Origin of the sequence: Pseudomonas sp. FBF18 (genome assembly GCF_024261405.1) — a bacterium.
Taxonomy (GTDB): Bacteria; Pseudomonadota; Gammaproteobacteria; order Pseudomonadales; family Pseudomonadaceae; genus Aquipseudomonas; species Aquipseudomonas palmensis.
The window spans coordinates 318,636-336,652 of record NZ_QKRS01000003.1 but is presented as its reverse complement, the minus strand read 5'-3'; the positions used below and the strand labels follow the sequence as shown (position 1 = coordinate 336,652).

11 protein-coding genes are annotated in these 18,017 nt (G+C 65.4%); 4 read left to right on the top strand and 7 right to left on the bottom strand.

What is annotated here, in order from left to right; all coding sequences use genetic code 11:
• Window positions 1–28 precede the first annotated feature (28 nt).
• The 7 genes from DN387_RS07470 to putP form a co-directional block, all read right to left on the bottom strand.
• A complete protein-coding gene (locus DN387_RS07470; protein ID WP_054915747.1) occupies window positions 29–985 on the bottom strand; it encodes a glycosyltransferase in 957 nt (318 codons plus the stop codon).
• A complete protein-coding gene (locus DN387_RS07465; protein ID WP_054915748.1) occupies window positions 982–2,403 on the bottom strand; it encodes a PIG-L deacetylase family protein in 1,422 nt (473 codons plus the stop codon). Before DN387_RS07465 ends, DN387_RS07470 begins: the two co-directional genes overlap by 4 nt.
• Complete coding sequence (locus DN387_RS07460) at window positions 2,400–3,296, bottom strand: antimicrobial resistance protein Mig-14 (protein WP_054915749.1); 897 nt, start codon at window positions 3,294–3,296, stop codon at window positions 2,400–2,402. Before DN387_RS07460 ends, DN387_RS07465 begins: the two co-directional genes overlap by 4 nt.
• The gene (locus tag DN387_RS07455; RefSeq protein WP_054915750.1) at window positions 3,296–4,426 is read right to left on the bottom strand and encodes a glycosyltransferase; all 1,131 of its coding nucleotides are present in this window, start codon (window positions 4,424–4,426) and stop codon (window positions 3,296–3,298) included. The genes DN387_RS07460 and DN387_RS07455 overlap by 1 nt, the downstream gene beginning before the upstream one ends.
• The gene (locus tag DN387_RS07450; RefSeq protein ID WP_043863582.1) at window positions 4,410–6,167 is read right to left on the bottom strand and encodes a carbamoyltransferase; all 1,758 of its coding nucleotides are present in this window, start codon (window positions 6,165–6,167) and stop codon (window positions 4,410–4,412) included. Before DN387_RS07450 ends, DN387_RS07455 begins: the two co-directional genes overlap by 17 nt.
• 211 nt (window positions 6,168–6,378) lie before the next feature.
• Window positions 6,379–7,215, bottom strand: a complete 837-nt coding sequence (locus DN387_RS07445; protein ID WP_043863583.1) for a 23S rRNA (adenine(2030)-N(6))-methyltransferase RlmJ — start codon at window positions 7,213–7,215, stop codon at window positions 6,379–6,381.
• 128 nt (window positions 7,216–7,343) lie between these two features.
• Entirely contained in the window at window positions 7,344–8,828 is a 1,485-nt protein-coding gene (gene putP, locus DN387_RS07440; protein ID WP_054915751.1) for a sodium/proline symporter PutP, read from the bottom strand.
• 351 nt (window positions 8,829–9,179) lie between these two features.
• Here putP and putA point away from each other — a divergent pair, with 351 nt between their 5' ends.
• The 4 genes from putA (at window position 9,180) to DN387_RS07420 (ending at window position 17,945) form a co-directional block, all read left to right on the top strand.
• Window positions 9,180–13,133, top strand: a complete 3,954-nt coding sequence (gene putA, locus DN387_RS07435; RefSeq protein ID WP_054915752.1) for a trifunctional transcriptional regulator/proline dehydrogenase/L-glutamate gamma-semialdehyde dehydrogenase — start codon at window positions 9,180–9,182, stop codon at window positions 13,131–13,133.
• Between the two features lie 204 nt (window positions 13,134–13,337).
• Window positions 13,338–15,140, top strand: coding sequence for an acyl-CoA dehydrogenase (locus tag DN387_RS07430; RefSeq protein WP_054915753.1), 1,803 nt, complete (start codon window positions 13,338–13,340; stop codon window positions 15,138–15,140).
• Between the two features lie 31 nt (window positions 15,141–15,171).
• A complete protein-coding gene (locus tag DN387_RS07425) occupies window positions 15,172–16,614 on the top strand; it encodes a TldD/PmbA family protein (protein WP_054915754.1) in 1,443 nt (480 codons plus the stop codon).
• Window positions 16,614–17,945: a TldD/PmbA family protein gene (locus tag DN387_RS07420; protein ID WP_054915755.1), complete on the top strand. Its 1,332-nt coding sequence runs from the start codon at window positions 16,614–16,616 to the stop codon at window positions 17,943–17,945. The genes DN387_RS07425 and DN387_RS07420 overlap by 1 nt, the downstream gene beginning before the upstream one ends.
• Window positions 17,946–18,017 lie beyond the last annotated feature (72 nt).

The following is an 18,017-nucleotide window of genomic DNA, read 5'->3' as shown; positions in this document are numbered from 1 at the left end:
TTCCTCGATAAGTGACAGATGAACGGCCTTAACGGCCTACCGCGCTGCGCAGCCGTGCCCACCAGCCAGGCTGGGCATGCGCACGCAGCGGCGCACGCATGGTCTCGACAATAGTCTTGCCCAAGGCGTGAAACGTATAACGCGTCTCGGCCAACTGCTGCCCGCGACGGGAGATCTCGTCGGCCAGCTCGGGCTGCTCACGCAGCTGTTTCAATTTGGCTCGCAGCTCTGCCAAGTCGCGATACAGCACGATGTTGTGCATATCGACAAAACCCAGAGCCTGGTTTTCCTCGTCGCCCTGGTCATAGGCAAACAAGACGCAGCCACAGGCCATCGCTTCGAAATTCTTGATCATGTACTCGCCCATGCCGACATCGGCACTGACGAAAAAGCGGATGCGGCTGAGGGTCTGGCTGTACTCCTCACCCGATTTGGTGCGCGTGACGACAAGGTTCTCGACACTCGCGAGCGAGTCGAGCATTGCCTTGCGCCCGGAGTAGGCCACGCTGCGAAGGCTGCCGACAAAGGCCAGTTCGATGTCGCGCTCGCGCCCTTCATTGCGCAGCAGCGCCTGATCGTAGCCTTTGGGCACGAACACCGCGTCGAAGCCCTCGTCACGCAGGCGCCGGCTTACCACCGCCCCCGACGTGATCACCCGCGCCCAAGGTATCTGCTGGTAGTGCTTGCTGAACTTGCCCGTGTACTTGCACGGGATGTAGTTCTGATAAGCGTCGTGCTCGAGAATGACCAGATTGGGCACGGTGCGGATAAAGCCGACCTGACGTATCTCTTTCTTGAAGCGCAGGAAAAACACGATCCGGTCGTACTGTTCGACATTGACGTGCTGCTTGAAATAAGCGCGCAGATTGTCCTGCTCGGCGTCGGTCAGCCAACGGATATCACAGTCGCAGGCTGCACCTACGCCTTCATACAAGCGATCCAGAATGGCCCGTTGCTCTTTCTGAACCAGAAATAGGACTTTCACTGTTGCTCTCTCTTGTCGGTTTCGGCACCGACCCAGAACAGCTCGTGCCGGCGCACGGCCTTGCGGAAAAACTCGTTTTCACCAGTGGTCGGCCAACGCCGCCCTGCCAGGACGCGCTGCAAAAAGCGGCGCAGGCGACGCTTGAAGGGGGCTCCGGGCTGCAGGTCGTGCATCATGCCCAAAGACATAGCCTTGTGCCATTGCTTTTCCTCGCTCAACGCCAGCACCCAGGGGCGCATCGCCACCTGCCCCTGGAAGTGGGGCGGCAGCGCCACTCCGCTGCCCGCATCCCCCATTGGCCAACGGTCGTTGTCATGCAGGTGATTGGCGTAGTGCAGCAGCGTCCGCGGCTGATGGTGCGTCAGCGCAAGGGCCTCTAGCACTGCGTTGCGGGCGCACACATGATCGGGGTGGGGATCGAGCAACGGCTCGGGCAGCACGATGGTCTGCGGGCGAATACGCTCGATCAGTTCACACAGGTCCTGCACCAGATTGCGCCAGGAGGGGACGCCATCGACGTCGCTGGCAAGGCCGACACGGTTGAAACGCCGGAACAGGCGCGTGTCGAGCATGTCCGCCTCGCGCGACCCCTGCGCCATCAGTGGCTCGGCCTGCATGGCCGCCAGTTGCATGCAGAAATAGCCAAGCTGCACGCAGCGCTCGGCCGGTACACCGGCCCACAGCGGCACGGCGATGCTGTCCCAGCTGCGCAACTGGCCTTTGAGGCGAGCTGCGGCGACTGCATCCAGGCCCATGGCCCGGTAGTGTTCGGTTTCGATTTCACCGGCCGTGAGTGTGACGATCCAGCTTTCCCGGGCCTGGGCATAAGCGCCGAAGGCTGCCAGCTCGGCATCATCGGCATGCGGGGCGATCACCAGCAACGGCCCGGCGAGGTAGTCCGGATGTCGGCACACCAACAGCTCGACCTGTTCATCCAGCCGACAGTACTGGCCGCGCAGACGTAGTCGCCCCTCCACAAGGGCGGTGTGCTGCCCGGTCAGGTTCAGGTAACGCACCCCTTTCACACCGCGCTCGAACACCTGTGTATCGGATGTGCCGCCTTCGATCCTCACCGCCGGGTCAAGCAGCCGACCGAACAGCGAAGCGCGCAGACAGACCTTGAGCAGCAGCGTGTCGCCCTCCTCGAGGCTGCACCCGGCCGGCACACCCAATCGACCTTGCGTCAGGCGCAGGGGGTAGGACTGGTCGCTGTCGATGAGATAGTCGTAATCACTGGCCGGCGCATAGAACAGATGGTCGCTGAACCAGGCCTCGTGAGCGGACCAGGCCAGTACGCCGAGCACCAGCGGCAGCCACCAGGCGAGCCAGGCACTGGCCAGCAGAATGACCAGCAAAATGACCAGCGTCATGCGCTTGCGCTGCCGATGGCGCCTGAGCAACTGCTGCTTGCGGCTCACACCTGAAACACCGGCACGGGGTTGCACCATCGGTCCTTGTACTCGCGATCGGCGCGGCCGAAGGAGAACCGCAGCGGCTTGTTCAGCGCGCGCGCGGCTTCCCAGGCGCTCTGGGTGTTGAGAAAGCTCAGCACGCTGCCCGGGCTGAACGCACGCGTCTCGGGGTCGACGCCGCCGTTGACGTACTCGACGCTGACCCACTCGGGAGCCTCGACGCGATACACCAGCTGGATCGCGATCGGCTTGTCTTCCAGAAACAGCACCGAGCCGATCAGCAACGCGCGCAGGCGTTCGACCATCTCGGCCATGCGCTCGGCACCGGTGGCCGCAAAGCCCCAGCGGCGCTGGAACAGGTCGCAATACATCGACGCGATCTCGGCACTGGTGTACTCGGTGATGGCCCGTACCTGCCCACCCGCCTCTTCCAGCAAACGCAGTTCGCGGCGCTGGTTGTAGCGAAACTTCTTCGACAGTTCTTCGGGCTGGCGTGCCATGGCCAGGGCTTCGGGCTGCGCCTTGAGGCCGCTGAAACGGCCCTGGTTGAGCTCGGACAGGTAGCGCCCGGCATGGCGCAGCGGCGCCTGTGCATCGGCAGCGGCCGGCAGAATCAGCTCGGCATTGCCCAGGTCGAACAGACCCTTCTTGCCCCGGCGCTTGAGCACGTCCTTGGACAGTGCCAGGTAGCGGTCCCAGGTGGGGATGGCCGCCTTCAGTTGGTCGCCCTGATACCAGCCCAGGTAACGCACCGGAATATCGGCCATCTCGGCCAGTTGCGCGAGCACCAGCGGGTGGGTCGCCACACTGCCGCCAAAGCGCTGCCAGGCGTCGGCGTAGGCCGGCGCATCGATCACGCGCCAGCCGCGCTCACGCCAGCCTTGTACATAATTGAGCATCAGGCCTGCCCCGTCAGTTCGACAACCTGGGGAAGGTGCCAGAAAGTCTCGCGCACGGCCGTGTCGGAGAAGCGTTCGCGCAGGCGCTCGAGCATGCGCTCGGCACAGGCCTGGCGTTGCGCCTGGTCCAGCTCGGCCAGGTGTTGCAGGCCTTGCGCCAGACGCTCGGCATCCCCGAGCGGGAACAGGATGCCGACACCTTCGACCACTTCCTTGGCGCCACCGCAGGCGGTGGCCAGCAACGGCACGCCGGCCACCATCGCTTCGAGCAGCACCATGCCGAAAGGCTCGTGGTCCGAGCTCAGGGCAAACACGTCGAAGGCACTGAAATAGCGCCGTGCATCCGGTACCTGGCCGAGAAAGTCCACCTGTGCGGCAATCCCCAGCGCCTCGGCCTGCGCCTTGAGCGCGTGCTCCAGGCGGCCGGTGCCCAGCACTGCCAGGCGGGCGCCTGCCGGCAGTGCCGGCAGCGCCTGGGCAAACCCGCGCAGCAAGGTGGCCTGGTCCTTGTCCGGGTGCAGCCGGCCGACGTTGCCGACGATCCACGCCTTCGCATCAAGGCCCAGGGCCTGGCGCGCCTGCGCGGCGGGCACCAGACTGGCCTGCAGGGCGTCGATATCGATGCGGTTGTACAGCGTCTGGATACGCTCGGCCGGCCACTTGGGCAGGCACTGGCGCATGTCGTCGCGCACCGCGTCCGACACCCCGAGCAGGCTCAGGCGTTTGCTGAACAGGTTGGCGAACAGCTGGCGGGTACGCCGCTGGTAGTCGCCAAAGGCGTGGTGCACGCCGATCACCGGCAGGCGGGTGGCCAGCAGGGCGATGTAGATCGGCTTGAAGCGGTGGGCGATGCAGAAGCTGAATCGGCGCGACGCGGCAATGCGGCGCAGTTCGCGAATCGCGCCCAGCTTCAAGCCACGAATGGCCTTGGAGCTGAACTCGAGAAACAGCACTTCATCGCTCGCACAGCCCGCCGCCACCTGCGGATCGGCGGCGCCGGTGAGAAACACCGTGGTGACGCGGTAGCCCTTGCCCGCGAACAGGCTGGCGTACTGACGGGCGCAATCGAGAAACGGCCCGTCATAGCCGTGGCAAAACTGCAGGACGTGCCGTTCAGCCAACGCTGTCATAAGCTTTCGCGCCGTCCTTGACCACCAGGATGTCTTCCATGATCAGGTACTGCAGGTCCGAGCCGAAGAACATGTTCAGGGCATCGGTCGGCGAGCAGATCATCGGTTCGCCACGACGGTTGAGCGAGGTGTTGAGCGACACGCCGTTGCCGGTCAGGGTCTCCAGCGCCTTCATCATGTCGTAGTAGCGCGGGTTGTACTCGCGCTTGAGCACCTGGGCCCGCGAGGTGCCATCTTCGTGGACCACTTCCGGCACACGGGTCTTCCACTCTTCAGCCACTTCGAAGGTGAAGGTCATGAACGGGGCCGGGTGATCGATCTTGATCATCTGCGGCGCCACGGTGTCGAGCATCGACGGGCAGAAAGGCCTCCAGCGCTCGCGGAACTTGATCTGGTGGTTGATGCGGTCGGCCACGCCCGGCACGCTCGGGCAGCCGATGATCGAACGTCCGCCCAAGGCCCGCGGGCCGAACTCCATGCGGCCCTGGAACCAGGCCACCGGGTTGCCGTCGACCATGATCCGGGCGATCTGCTCGGGCATGTTGTCCAGCTTGCGCCAGGTCGGCTTGTGTTCGTGACGGGCGCAGGCGGCGATCACGTCCTCGTTGCTGTACGCCGGGCCGAGGTAGACGTGTTCCATCTTCTCGACCGGTACGCCACGGGCGTGGGACACATAGGCGGCAGCACCGACTGCGGTGCCGGCGTCGCCCGAGGCGGGCTGCACGAACAGCTCCTTCACGTCGGGACGGGCGATGATCTTCTGGTTCAGCTTGACGTTCAGCGCGCAGCCGCCGGCAAAGGCCAGCTTGCCGGTTTCCTTGAGCACGTCACCCAGGTAGTAGTCGATCATCTGCAGCGCGAGCTTCTCGAACAGCGCCTGCATGCTGGCCGCATAGTGGATGTACGGCTCGTCGGCGATGTCGCCTTCGCGCTTGGGGCCCAGCCACTCGATCAGCTTGGGCGAGAAGTAGAAACCCTTGCCCTTCTCTTTATAGCGGCGCAGGCCGATGACGTTGGCGTAGTCGGTGTTGATCTCCAGCTCGCCGTTTTCGAAGCTGGCCAGGCGCGAGAAGTCATACTTGCTGGCGTCGCCGTACGGCGCCATGCCCATGACCTTGAACTCGCCGTCGAGCATTTCGAAGCCCAGGAACTCGGTGATCGCGCCATACAGGCCGCCGAGGGAGTCCGGGTCGAAGAATTCCTTGATCTTGTGGATCTTGCCGTTTTCGCCGTAGCCGAAGAACGTGGTGGCGTACTCGCCCTTGCCGTCGATGCCCAGGATCGCGGTCTTTTCCTTGAAACCCGAGCAGTGGTAGGCGCTGGAGGCGTGGGCCAGGTGGTGCTCGACCGGTTCGATCTTGATCTTTTTCGGATCGAAGCCCAATTGTTCCAGGCACCAGACGATCTTGTTGCGGTAGCGCTTGTAGCGACGGTTGCCCATCAGCAGCGCGTCGAGGGCGCGATCCGGGGCGTACCAGTAGCGCTTGGCGTAGTGCCAGCGGGCCTTGCCGAACAGGCTGATGGGGGCGAACGGAATCGCTACCACATCGACATCGGACGGCTTGATGCCGGCCTGTTCGAGGCAGAACTTCGCCGATTCGTAGGGCATGCGGTTCTTTGCATGTTTGTCGCGCACGAAGCGCTCTTCTTCAGCGGCGGCAATCAGCTTGCCGTCGATGTACAGGGCCGCGGAAGGATCATGGCTAAGGGCGCCGGACAGGCCAAGAATCGTCAATGCCAAGGGTCTAGCCTCTTCAAATCTGTAGATGTGCGCCCCGGCCTCATGGGCGGGTGGCAGCGAAAGGGCGGGATTATAGCGTAAAGCGTGGTACGGAGTGCAGGGCGCACTGCTGGCGTGGAACCCATCGCGGGTCAAGCCCGCTCCCACAAGGACATCATTGCCTCTGTGGGAGCGGGCTTGACCCGCGATAGGCCAACACATTCACAACACCCTACTCGGCAATCAGCCAGTCCATGCGCCAGCTGCCCTGGGTCTGCCCCAGCACCTGGGCCAGCCACGGCAGCAGTGCGCGCAGCTCTTCTTCCAGGCCCCATGGCGGGTTGGCGATCGCCAGGCCAGAGCCGTTCAAGCCCTGCGGGCTGTCCTGCGGGTGCACATACAGCTCCACCCGCAGCAGCTTCGGCGCACCGGTGCTGGTCAGGTCCTGATAGAAACGCACCAGCTGGCGCTGGTCCTTGATCGGGTACCAGATGGCCGCGACCGTCTGGCGCATGCGGCCAATCGTCTCCTTCATCGCCACCGTGCATCGCTTGAGCTCGTCGGCCTGCTCGAAGGGCGGGTCGATCAGCATCACCGCACGCTTCTCCTGCACCGGCAGCAAAGCCCTCGGCACGTGCCAGCCCTCGCCCAGGTGCACCGCCACGCGTGGGTCCTTCTTCATGTTTTCCTTGAGCAGGCGCCCGTCTTCGGGGTGCTTCTCGTTGAGCAGCACGCGGTCCTGCTGGCGTGCCAGGCGCCGTGCCAGCTCGGGTGACCCCGGGTAGTAGCGCAGCTCGCCGTCGGGGTTCATCTTGCGCAGGATGCGCAGGTAATCGGCCGTCACCTCGGGCAGGTCGTCGCGCCCCCAGAGCCGGCCGATGCCTTCCAGCCACTCGCCGGTGCGGGTCGCCTGGTCGCCCTGCAGGTCATACAGGCCAAGGCCGGCGTGGGTGTCGAGGTAGGCGAACGGCTGCTCCTTGCGCGACATCAGCGCAATCAGCCGGGTCAATACGAGGTGTTTGAACACGTCGGCGTGGTTGCCGGCGTGAAAGGCGTGACGATAGTTCATGGCAACTCCTGCAAGGCCCGGAAGTTTACCCTGTCAGGCCCGCGCCGTCAGGTGACAGCCGCCAGAATGACAACGGCCCGACCTCCAGAAGAGGCCGGGCCGTTGCCGGGCAGCATGATGCAGCCGTGTTATTTGTCGGCGTGGAACGCCGCTTCAGCGGTTTCGAAACGCTTGACCATCGCAGCCGACGGGCTGCCCGCCTTGCTCACGAAGTAGATCGCCAGCGATGCGAACAGGAAGCCCGGGATGATTTCGTACAGGCCCATGGTGTCGAACTGCTTCCACAGGATCACGGTCACCGCGCCCACCACGATACCGGCCAGTGCGCCGTTGCGGGTCATGCCCTTCCACAGTACCGAAATCAGCACCACCGGGCCGAAGGCGGCACCGAAGCCGGCCCAGGCGTAGGCCACCAGGCCCAGCACGCGGTTGTCCGGGTTGGCGGCCAGCGCGATGGCGATCAGCGCAACCGCCAGCACCATCAGGCGACCGACCCATACCAGCTCGACCTGCGAGGCGTTCTTGCGCAGGAAGGTCTTGTAGAAGTCTTCGGTCAGGGCGCTGGAGCACACCAGCAGCTGGCAGCTCAGGGTACTCATCACTGCTGCCAGGATGGCCGACAGCAGCACACCGGCAATCCACGGGTTGAACAGGATCTTGGCCAGTTCGATGAACACGCGCTCGTGGTTCTCGGTGACCGGGCCGGCCACTTCAGGGTGCGCCGAGAAGTAGGCGATGCCGAAGAAGCCCACGGCCACGGTACCGGCCAGGCACAGGATCATCCAGGTCATGGAGATGCGACGGGCATTGGCGATCGATTTCACCGAGTCTGCCGCCATGAAGCGCGCCAGGATGTGCGGCTGGCCGAAGTAGCCCAGGCCCCAGCCCATCAGCGAGATGATGCCGATGAAGGTCGCGCCCTTGAACATGTCGAAGTTGCCCGCGCCCTGGGCTTCGATGGCCAGGAAGGTGGTGTCGAAGCCGCCGGTGGCGATCAGCACGATCACCGGGGTCAGGATCAGCGCGAAGATCATCAGCGTGGCCTGCACGGTATCGGTCCAGCTCACCGCCAGGAAGCCACCGACGAAGGTGTAGGCGATGGTGGCAGCAGCACCGGCCCACAGCGCCGTTTCATACGACATGCCGAAGGTGCTTTCGAACAGGCGGGCACCGGCCACGATGCCGGAGGCGCAATAGATGGTGAAGAACACCAGGATCACGATTGCCGAAATGATGCGCAGCAGGCCGCTGTGGTCTTCGAAACGGCTGGCGAAATAGTCCGGCAGGGTCAGCGCGTCGCCGTTGTGCTCGGTCTGCACGCGCAGGCGGCCGGCCACGAACAGCCAGTTCAGGTAGGCACCGACGGTCAGGCCGATGGCGATCCAGGCTTCGGAAAGGCCCGACATGTAGATGGCGCCCGGCAGGCCCATCAGCAACCAGCCGCTCATGTCCGAGGCACCGGCCGAGAGCGCGGTCACCACGCTGCCGAGGCTGCGGCCACCGAGGATGTAGTCGGAAAGGTTGTTGGTGGAGCGATAGGCCATGAAGCCGATCAGCACCATTGCCGCGATGTAGATCACGAACGTGATCGTGAGTGGATTGCTAAAACTCATTGTTGCGCCCTGGCGTTTGTTTTTATGTAGTGACAGCCGCTAACGGTTGCACCCAGGCGGCGAATCCTATGCAACAACGCGAACAAGGTGCAACCAGTTTCTTCAGTCAAGTTGCACCTGGTCGGATATTTCGCATAACAACGTGTTTTTGCTCCATTTGGGAGCAAAAACCGCCGTTTACATAAGCAAATGCACCTTGAACAGCCATTTATGCTGTGGGGTTTTAGCCACCGGACGAGTTGCACTCCTCAACGCGATTATTTGGGTTGCACTAGGTTGCACCCACAAAGGCGCCCGGCTAATCTTGGCGCCAGCTTAGCCACGGCCCAGTGGCAATAATGAGGATAAGAAATGGCGACGACCACCCTTGGGGTCAAACTCGACGACCCTACCCGCGAGCGACTGAAAACGGCTGCGCAGTCCATCGACCGCACCCCGCACTGGTTGATCAAGCAGGCGATCTTCAACTACCTGGAGAAGCTCGAGGGTGGCGCCACCCTGACCGAACTCAGCGGTCAGCCCGGCAATCAGGGCGACGACGCCGGCGATGTGCAGGCCGACCACTCGCACCAGTGCTTCCTCGAGTTCGCCGAAAGCATCCTGCCGCAGTCGGTGCTGCGCGCCTCGATCACCGCCGCCTACCGTCGTCCGGAACCGGAAGTGGTGCCGATGCTGCTGGAGCAGGCACGCCTGCCCGCGCCCATGGCCGAGGCCACCCACAAGCTGGCCGCCGGCATTGCCGAAAAGCTGCGCAACCAGAAGAGCGCCAGCGGCCGCGCCGGCATCGTCCAGGGCCTGCTGCAGGAGTTCTCGCTGTCGTCCCAGGAAGGCGTGGCGCTGATGTGCCTGGCCGAAGCCCTGCTGCGCATTCCCGACAAGGGCACCCGCGATGCGCTGATCCGCGACAAGATCAGCACCGGCAACTGGCAGCCGCACCTGGGCAACAGCCCGTCGCTGTTCGTCAACGCCGCCACCTGGGGCCTGCTGCTGACCGGCAAACTGGTGTCCACGCACAACGAATCCGGCCTCACCTCCTCGCTCAGCCGCATCATCGGCAAGAGCGGCGAGCCGATGATCCGCAAGGGCGTCGACATGGCCATGCGCCTGATGGGCGAGCAGTTCGTCACCGGCGAGACCATTGCCGAAGCCCTGGCCAATGCCAGCAAGTTCGAAGCCAAGGGTTTCCGCTACTCCTACGACATGCTCGGTGAAGCCGCGCTCACCGAGCACGACGCGCAGAAATACCTGGCCTCCTACGAGCAGGCCATCCACGCCATCGGCAAGGCCTCCCATGGCCGCGGCATCTATGAAGGCCCGGGCATCTCGATCAAGCTCTCGGCCCTGCACCCGCGCTACAGCCGCGCCCAGTACGAGCGCGTGATGGACGAGCTGTACCCGCGCCTGCTGTCGCTGACCCTGCTGGCCAAGCAGTACGACATCGGCCTGAACATCGACGCCGAAGAGGCCGACCGCCTGGAGCTGTCGCTGGACCTGCTCGAACGCCTGTGCTTCGAGCCGCAGTTGAGCGGCTGGAACGGCATCGGCTTCGTGATCCAGGCCTACCAGAAGCGCTGCCCTTACGTGATCGACTACGTCATCGACCTGGCACGCCGCAGCCGTCACCGCCTGATGATCCGCCTGGTAAAGGGCGCGTACTGGGACAGCGAGATCAAGCGCGCCCAGGTCGAAGGCCTGGAAGGCTACCCGGTGTACACCCGCAAGGTGTACACCGACGTCTCCTACATCGCCTGCGCCCGCAAGCTGCTGTCGGTGCCCGAAGCCATCTACCCGCAGTTCGCCACCCACAACGCCCACACCCTGTCGGCCATCTACCATATCGCCGGGCAGAACTACTACCCAGGCCAGTACGAGTTCCAGTGCCTGCACGGCATGGGCGAGCCGCTGTACGAACAGGTGGTGGGCAAGGTGGCCGACGGCAAGCTGAACCGTCCGTGCCGCGTGTACGCCCCGGTCGGCACCCACGAAACGCTGCTGGCCTACCTGGTGCGTCGCCTGCTGGAAAACGGCGCCAACACCTCGTTCGTCAACCGCATCGCCGACCAGTCGATCTCGATCCAGGAACTGGTGGCCGACCCGGTCGCGACCATCGAGCGCATGGCCACCCAGGAAGGCGGCTTCGGCCTGCCGCACCCGCGCATCCCGTTGCCGCGTGACCTGTACGGTGCCGAGCGCGCCAACTCCAGCGGCATCGACATGGCCAACGAACACCGCCTGGCCTCGCTGTCGTGCGCCCTGCTGGCCACCGCGCACAACGACTGGAAGGCCGAGCCGATGCTCGGTTGCGCGTCCAGCGACGAAGCTGCCGCACCGGTGCTGAACCCGTCCGACCACCGTGACGTGGTCGGCCACGTGCAGGAAGCCACCGTCGAGGACGCCGACAACGCCATCCAGTGCGCACTCAACGCCGCACCGATCTGGCAGGCCACCCCGCCGGCCGAGCGTGCCGCGATCCTGGAACGTGCCGCCGACCTGATGGAAGGCGAGATCCAGCCGCTGATGGGCCTGCTGGCCCGCGAAGCCGGCAAGACCTACGCCAACGCCATCGCCGAGGTGCGCGAAGCGGTCGACTTCCTGCGCTACTACGCGGTGCAGGCACGCAACGACTTCAGCAACGACGCCCACCGCCCGCTGGGCCCGGTGGTGTGCATCAGCCCGTGGAACTTCCCGCTGGCGATCTTCAGTGGCCAGGTGGCTGCAGCGCTAGCTGCCGGCAACCCAGTACTGGCCAAGCCTGCCGAGCAGACCCCGCTGGTGGCCGCCCAGGCCGTGCGCCTGCTGCTCGAGGCCGGCATCCCGCAAGGCGTGGTGCAACTGCTGCCGGGCCGTGGCGAGACCGTCGGTGCGCGCCTGGTAGGCGATGACCGGGTCAAGGGCGTGATGTTCACCGGTTCCACCGAAGTGGCGCGCCTGCTGCAACGCAACATTGCCGGCCGCCTGGACAGCCAGGGCCGTCCGATCCCGCTGATCGCCGAAACCGGTGGCCAGAACGCGATGATCGTCGACTCCTCGGCGCTGACCGAGCAGGTGGTCATCGACGTGGTCTCCTCGGCCTTCGACAGCGCCGGTCAGCGTTGCTCGGCCCTGCGCGTGCTGTGCCTGCAGGAAGACTCGGCCGACCGCGTGATCGAGATGCTCAAGGGCGCCATGGCCGAAAGCCGCCTGGGCAACCCGGAGCGCCTGAGCGTGGACATCGGCCCGGTGATCGACGCCGAGGCCAAGGCTGGCATCGAAAAACACATCCAGGGCATGCGCGACAAGGGTCGCAACGTGTATCAGGTGGCCATTGCCGACGGTGAAGAGATCAAGCGCGGCACCTTCGTGATGCCGACCCTGATCGAGCTGGAAAGCTTCGATGAACTGCAGCGTGAGATCTTCGGCCCCGTACTGCACGTGGTGCGCTACAACCGCAAGCACCTCGACCAGCTGATCGAGCAGATCAATGCATCCGGCTACGGCCTGACCCTGGGCGTGCACACCCGCATCGACGAGACCATCGCCAAGGTGATCGACAACGTCCATGCCGGCAACGTCTACGTCAACCGCAACATCGTCGGCGCCGTGGTCGGCGTGCAGCCGTTCGGTGGTGAAGGCCTGTCGGGTACCGGCCCCAAGGCGGGTGGCCCGCTGTACCTGTACCGTTTGCTGTCCACGCGCCCGGCCGATGCCATCGAGCAGTCGTTCCAGCGCAGCGACGCCGGCACTGCCCCGGACGTGCGTCTGCGCGAGCAGTTGCTCAAGCCGCTGCAATCGCTCAAGGCGTGGGCCGGCAGCAACCAGCAGGCCGAGCTGGCGCAGCTGTGCGAGCAGTTCGCGCAACAGTCGCAGAGCGGCGTCACCCGCCTGCTCAACGGCCCGACCGGCGAGCGCAACAGCTACACCATCCTGCCGCGCGAGCACGTGCTGTGCCTGGCCGAGTCGGAGGCTGATCTGCTGACTCAACTGGCAGCGGTACTGGCGGTGGGCAGCTCGGCAGTGTTCGTCGACGGCGAGCCGGGCAAGGCCTTGCGTGGGCGCTTGCCGAAGGATGTGCAGGCGCGCATCAAGCTGGTGAGCGACTGGGCCAAGGACGAGGTGGTGTTCGACGCGGTGCTGCATCACGGCCATTCGGACCAGCTGCGCGCAGTGTGCGAGCAGGTGGCCAAGCGTGCCGGTGCGATCGTGGGTGTGCAGGGCTTGTCGTCGGGTGAAACCGCAATTGCGCTGGAGCGCCTGGTGATCGAGCGTGCGTTGAGCGTGAACACCGCCGCGGCAGGCGGCAATGCCAGCCTGATGACCATCGGCTAACCACCGAGGCGTTGCCAATCGCGGGTCAGGCCCGCCCCCACAGGATCGATGCAGATTCTTGTGGGGGCCGGCCTGGCCCGCGATTTTTTTTGCGGACACACACCTGACAACGGTTCTGACCCCTCATCACCCCCACCTATTAACCTGTCCACCTCCCGCCCGCATGCCTAGACTCGGCCCCATCCCCACCAAGGTATGGCCGCCATGTCCGACACCCTGCTCAGCGCCCGCAACCTGGCCTTCGAACTCTACGAAGTGCTCGACGCCGAGGCCCTCACCCAACGCCCACGCTTCGCCGAGCACAGCCGCGAAACCTTCGACGCCGCGCTGCACACCGCTCGCACCCTGGCCGAAAAATACTTCGCCCCGCACAACCGCAAGGGCGACGAGCACGAGCCACGCTTCGAGAACGGCCAGGCCATCCTGATTCCCGAGGTCAAACCTGCCGTCGACGCCTTCCTCGACGCCGGATTTCTCAACGCCAACCGCGACTTCGAGGCCGGCGGCATGCAGTTGCCCACCCTGCTCTCGCAAGCCTGCTTCGCCCACTTTCAGGCCGCCAACGCCGGCACCACCGCCTACCCGTTCCTGACCATGGGCGCCGCCAACCTGATCGAGAACTTCGGCACCGACGAGCAAAAGCGCCTGTTCCTGCAACCGATGATCGAGGGCCGCTTCTTCGGCACCATGGCCCTCACCGAACCCCACGCCGGCAGCTCGCTGGCCGATATCCGCACCCGCGCCGAACCCGCCGCCGACGGCAGCTTCCGCCTCAAGGGCAACAAGATCTTCATCTCCGGGGGCGATCACACGCTGTCCGAGAACATCGTGCACCTGGTACTGGCCAAACTCCCCGACGCACCACCCGGGGTAAAGGGCATTTCGCTGTTCATCGTGCCCAAGTTCCTGGTCAACCCGGACGCCAGCCTGGGCCAGCGCAACGATGTGGTGCTGGCCGGCCTGTTCCACAAGATGGGCTGGCGCGGCACCACCTCCACCGCACTCAACTTCGGCGACAACGGCCAGTGCGTCGGCTACCTGATCGGCCAGCCGCACCAGGGCCTGGCCTGCATGTTCCAGATGATGAACGAGGCGCGCATCGGCGTGGGCATGGGCGCGGTGATGCTCGGCTACGCCGGCTACCTGTACTCGCTGGACTACGCCCGCCAGCGCCCGCAAGGCCGCCTGCCCGACAACAAGAACCCCGCCACCGCCGCCGTGCCGATCATCCAGCACAGCGATGTGAAACGCATGCTGCTGACCCAGAAGGCCTACGTCGAAGGCGCTTTCGACCTGGGCCTGTACGCCGCCCGGCTGTTCGACGACAGCCATACCGCCGCCACCGAAGACGAGCGCCAACAGGCCCAGCAACTGCTCGACCTGCTGACCCCGACCGTCAAGTCGTGGCCGTCCGAGTTCTGCCTCAAGGCCAATGAGCTGGCGATCCAGATCCTCGGTGGCCACGGCTACACCCGCGATTACCCGGTAGAGCAGTACTACCGCGACAACCGCCTGAACCCGATCCACGAAGGCACCCACGGCATCCAGTCACTCGACCTGCTCGGGCGCAAGCTGGCCCAGCACGGTGGCGCCGGCCTCAAGCAACTGGTACGCCTGATCGCCGGCACTTGCGCCCAGGCCCAGGCCTACACCCGCCTGGACCCGTTGCGCGAACCGCTGGAACAACTGCTCAGCCGCCTGCAGCACGTGACCCTGGGCCTGCTTGGCGAGTTGTCCACAGGCCAGGTCAACAGCGCCCTGGCCAACTCGGCGCTGTACCTCAAGGCCTTCGGTCACTGCGTGATCGGCTGGCGCTGGCTGGAGCAGGCGATTCGCGCCGAACAGGGCCTGGCCCGCGGCAACCCGGCCGATACCGGGTTCTATCGGGGCAAGTTGCAGGCCGCACGGTTTTTCCTCACCTGGGAAGTACCGGCCTGCCATAATGACCTCGCATTGCTCGAGGCCCGCGACGACACCTGCCCGGGCATGCACGAGGAGTGGTTCTGAGGGGGAACCACCGTCACCCGGAGGTTCGCGCATGTTCGATTTCACCGCGCCGCTGCGCCAGCGTTTCGCTGGCCTGAACAGCGGCGCCGAGTTTTTCTCCCTGCGCTATGTGCAGGAAGCCCACCAGCACCTGTCGGTGCGCAAGAACATCGCCGAACCACCCAGCCTGACCCGCGACCAGGGCGCGATGCTCACCGTGCGCGTCAACGGCGTGGAGGCCTACGCGGCCACCGCCGACCTGTCCCAGGCCGGCCTGCAACGCGCCCTTGACCAGGCCGAGGCGCTGGCCCGCCAGATCGCGCGCCACGCCCTGCTCGACCTGCGCGAGCAACCGGTGTCCAGCGCCCGCGCCGACTACTGCTCGCCCAACCTCAACAGCACCTTCCCGGCCCTGGCCGACTGCTATGAACTGCTGGCCCGCGAATCGGCCAGCGTGCCGGGCGATTCGCGCCTGGTGAACTGGCAGGCCAGCCTGGGCCTGAGCACGGTCGAGCAGATCTACCTCAACAGTGCCGGCGCCGAACTGCGCCAGGCGCAACGCTTCGTGTTCCCCGGCATGAGCGTCACCGCCTTCGACGGCAGCGACAGCCAGAGCCGCAGCCTGGGCCGCGAGAACTTCGGCCAGCAGGGCGGCGTGGATGTGATCGGGCGCTGCGGCCTGCTCGGTGCCGGTGCCCAGGTGGCCGACCAGGCCCTGCAACTGCTGCTGGCGCCCAACACCCCGAGCGGGGTACGCGACCTGCTGCTGATGCCCGACCAGATGATGCTGCAGATCCACGAGTCCATCGGCCACCCGCTGGAGATGGACCGCATCCTGGGCGACGAGCGCAACTACGCCGGCACCAGCTTCATCAAGGCCCAGGACTTCGGCCACCTGCAGTACGGCTCGGCACTGCTCAACGTGACCTTCGACCCGGCCATCCCCGAAGAGCTGGCCAGCTACGCGCACGATGACGACGGCACCCCGGCCCACAAGCAGTTCCTGATTCGCGAGGGTGTACTGGTGCGCCCGCTGGGCGGTGCGCTGTCACAGTTCCGCTCGGGCCTGGACGGCGTGGCTAACAGCCGCGCCTGCGGCTGGAACCGCGCACCGATCGACCGCATGGCCAACCTCAACATCGAGCCGGGCGACAAGTCCCTGGCGCAACTGATCGGCGGCATCGAGCACGGCATCCTGATGCGCACCAACCGCTCGTGGTCCATCGACGATGCGCGCAACAAGTTCCAGTTCGGCTGCGAATGGGGCCAGTTGATCGAGCACGGCGAACTCAAGGGCGTGGTCAAGAACCCCAACTACCGCGGTATTTCCGCCGGTTTCTGGCGCAACCTCAGCGCCGTGGGCGACGCCAGTACCTTCCAGGTGCTCGGCACGCCCAACTGCGGCAAGGGCGAACCCAACCAGGTGGTGCGCGTGGGCCATGCCTCGCCGGCCTGCGTGTTCAGCCAGATCGACGTATTCGGAGGAGACGCCTGATGGCCGCCAGCCCTTTGCACAACTTCCAGGACCTGGTCGCATGGCTGCGCGACAACGTGCGCGCCCCCGAACAGTTCACCCTGAGCTACAGCGCCGAGCAGTCGCAATTCATCCGATTCAACCATGCCAGGGTGCGCCAGGCCGGCGACGTGCAACAGGCCGGTGCGAGCCTGAAGCTGATTGCCGACGGTCGCCAGGCCGACCTGCACCTGACCCTCAGCGGCGAGCCGGCGCTGGACCGCGAGCGCCTGCACCAGGCACTGGCCGAGCTGCGCCAGATCCTGCCGCTGATCCCTGCCGACCCGTACCTGTTGCTCAACGACAGTGCCTGGCACAGCCATCAGGTACAGGACGGCCCGCTGCCGGATACCGCACGGGTGCTCGAGCAGATCGAACACGGCGCCGGCGCGCTGGACCTGGTGGGCATCTATGCCGCCGGGCCGATCAGTCGCGGCTTTGCCAGTTCGTTCGGCGCCTCTGGCTGGCATCAGGCCAACAGCTTCAATTTCGACTTCAGCCTGTTCCACGCCAACGGCCAGGCGGTGAAGGCCAACTACGCCGGGCAGGTGTGGGACAACGCCGCGTTCGCCCGGCGCCTGGCCCAGGCCCGCGAGCAGCTGGAGTACCTGGGTCGTCCACTCAAGACCCTCGCCCCCGGCCAGTACCGCGCCTACCTGGCACCGGCAGCGATGGACGAGATCATGGGCATGCTGTGCTGGGGCGGTTTTTCGGCGCAGGCCATCGCCAGCAAAGACAGCCCGCTGCAACGCCTGTATGCCGGCGATGCGGCATTGAGCCCGCTGGTGAACATCACCGAACAGGTCAGCGGCTCGCTGAGCCCGGCGTTCTCCGGCGAAGGCTACCCACGCAGCGACGTGCAGCTGGTGGACGCAGGGCAGGCGCGCGAACAGCTGACCAACGCGCGCAGCGCCGCCGAGTTCGAGCAGGTCGCCAATGGCGCCGAGGCCCACGAGTGGCCCAGCGCCTTGAGCCTGGCCGCCGGCGAGCTGGCGCTGGATGAGGTGCTCGCCAGGCTGGGTACGGGGCTGTACATCAGCAACCTGTGGTACCTGAACTACTCCGACCTGCCGGCGGCGCGCATGACCGGGCTGACGCGCTTTGCGACATTCTGGGTCGAGGACGGTCAGATCCAGGCGCCGGTCAGCACCATGCGCTTCGACGACAGCGTATACAGCCTGCTCGGCTCGCAGCTGGAGGCGCTCACGACCGAGCGCGAGCTGATCCTGTCGACCAGCACCTACGGACAGCGCCAGACCAGTTCGAGCCATTTGCCGGGGGCGCTGGTCAAACGCCTGACGCTGACATTGTGATGCCGCCATCGCGGGTCAAGCCCGCTCCCACAGGGATCACCGCCGCCCCTGTGGGAGCTGCGGTTCGACGCT